We start from the raw sequence: 1494 nt of genomic DNA, 5'->3' as shown, positions 1-1494 counted from the left end.
CGAGCACGGTGGGATTCGAACCAAAATCAGACGTGCTCGCTCACTACGTTCGCTGCGCGCGACTGATAGGGTTCGAATCCCCTGCGTGCCGGTTCGCTCGTCGCTTCGCTCCTCGCTGTACGGGCACAGTGGGATTCGAACCCACGACCGTCGGATTAGAAGTCCGACGCTCTATCCGGGCTGAGCTATGTGCCCTCATCGACTTTTGATCCCCCGAGTCTAAAAAACGCCCGCGGTTCGCGCCGCCCGCGGGCCAACAGCAGACCTAAGTCCGCGAGCGGAGTATCCGCCGGTAATGAACGTTATCGGAACCGTCGGCCTCCCCGGCAGCGGGAAAGGGGAGGCGGCGAACGTGGCCGAGGCGGCGGACATCCCCGTCGTCGTCATGGGCGACGTGATCCGCGCCGAGTGCCGCCGCCGCGGGCTCGACCCGGCGCAACACCACGGGCGGATGGCGGGCACGCTCCGCGAGGAGGAGGGCGACGACGCCATCGCCGCGCGGACGCTTCCCCGGATTCGGGAGGCCGCGGCCGAGAGCGACCGCGACGAGACCGTCCTCGTGGACGGCCTCCGCTCGACCGTCGAACTCGACCGCTTCCGCGAGGCGTTCGGCGACGACTTCACCCTCGTCGCGATCCGGGCGCCGTTCGAGCTCCGGGCCGAGCGACTGGGCGAGCGCGGCCGCGACGACTCCGACTCCGACCTGGAGGCGCTCCGCGAGCGCGACGAGCGCGAGATCGACCTCGGCCTCGGCGAGACCTTAGAGCGGGCCGACGTCGAGATCGACAACACCGACAGCCTCGCGGCGTTCCGCGAGCGCGTCCGCCAGGTGCTGGGCGTCGACGACGAGGGGGCGGAGCCGGACCGCTCCGACGACGAGGCCGCCGAGACATCTGCCGCCGACGCCGAGGCGCCCGAGGCCGGAGGTGACGGCGCGTGATCTACAGCGTCGACGTCCGGATCGAGACGCCGGTTCACGACACCGAGGTGACCGACCGAGTCACCGACGCGGTGGCGAACGTCTTCCCCGACGCCGAGCCGGTCCACGAGGACGGGCGACTCGTCTCCGAGACCCACAGCCTCGACGCCTTCTCCGACGTGCTCCACGAACAGGAGATACTCGACACCGCCCGGCGCGTCTTCCTGCAGAACCGCACCGACGAGGGGTTCGCCTTCTCGCTGAAGAAGCAGGCGGCGCTCGAGGGCGTCGTCAACTTCGCGGTCGGCGAGCCCGACGAGCTGGGCGAGATCGACGTCGAGGTGCGCGTCCGAGAGCCGGACGTCGAGTCGTTCATCGACTACGTCGCGCCCGAGACGGACGGGGGCCAGCCGGTCGACCCCGTCCGCGAGTACGGCGACCGGTTCGACCCCGAGGACGAGGCGCACTGAGGCGTCGAACGGCGCGCGAACGCGTCCGGTTTTCCGATTCAGTCACCCAACAGCGACGAGCCCGCACCGCCTATCGCGCCGAAGGCGGCCGGGTAGACGGCGCCG

Annotated in this window: 2 protein-coding genes and 1 tRNA gene; 2 read left to right on the top strand and 1 reads right to left on the bottom strand. The window is 70.1% G+C overall.

The window, feature by feature from the left end:
* Window positions 1–120: 120 nt before the first annotated feature.
* Window positions 121–195 (bottom strand) — tRNA-Arg (locus tag EXE45_RS16600).
* A 100-nt stretch (window positions 196–295) separates the two neighbouring features.
* Between EXE45_RS16600 and EXE45_RS16595 the strand changes: the two genes are divergently transcribed.
* Complete coding sequence (locus EXE45_RS16595; protein WP_137694976.1) at window positions 296–940, top strand: AAA family ATPase; 645 nt, start codon at window positions 296–298, stop codon at window positions 938–940.
* Complete coding sequence (locus EXE45_RS16590) at window positions 937–1389, top strand: RNA-binding domain-containing protein (protein WP_137694975.1); 453 nt, start codon at window positions 937–939, stop codon at window positions 1387–1389. Before EXE45_RS16595 ends, EXE45_RS16590 begins: the two co-directional genes overlap by 4 nt.
* The last annotated feature ends 105 nt before the right edge of the window (window positions 1390–1494 follow it).

This window comes from Halorubrum sp. SP9 (genome assembly GCF_005435015.1).
Lineage (GTDB): Archaea > Halobacteriota > Halobacteria > Halobacteriales > Haloferacaceae > Halorubrum > Halorubrum sodomense.
Note: the sequence above shows the minus strand (reverse complement) of the source record. Positions and strands in the feature narration are given on the sequence as shown.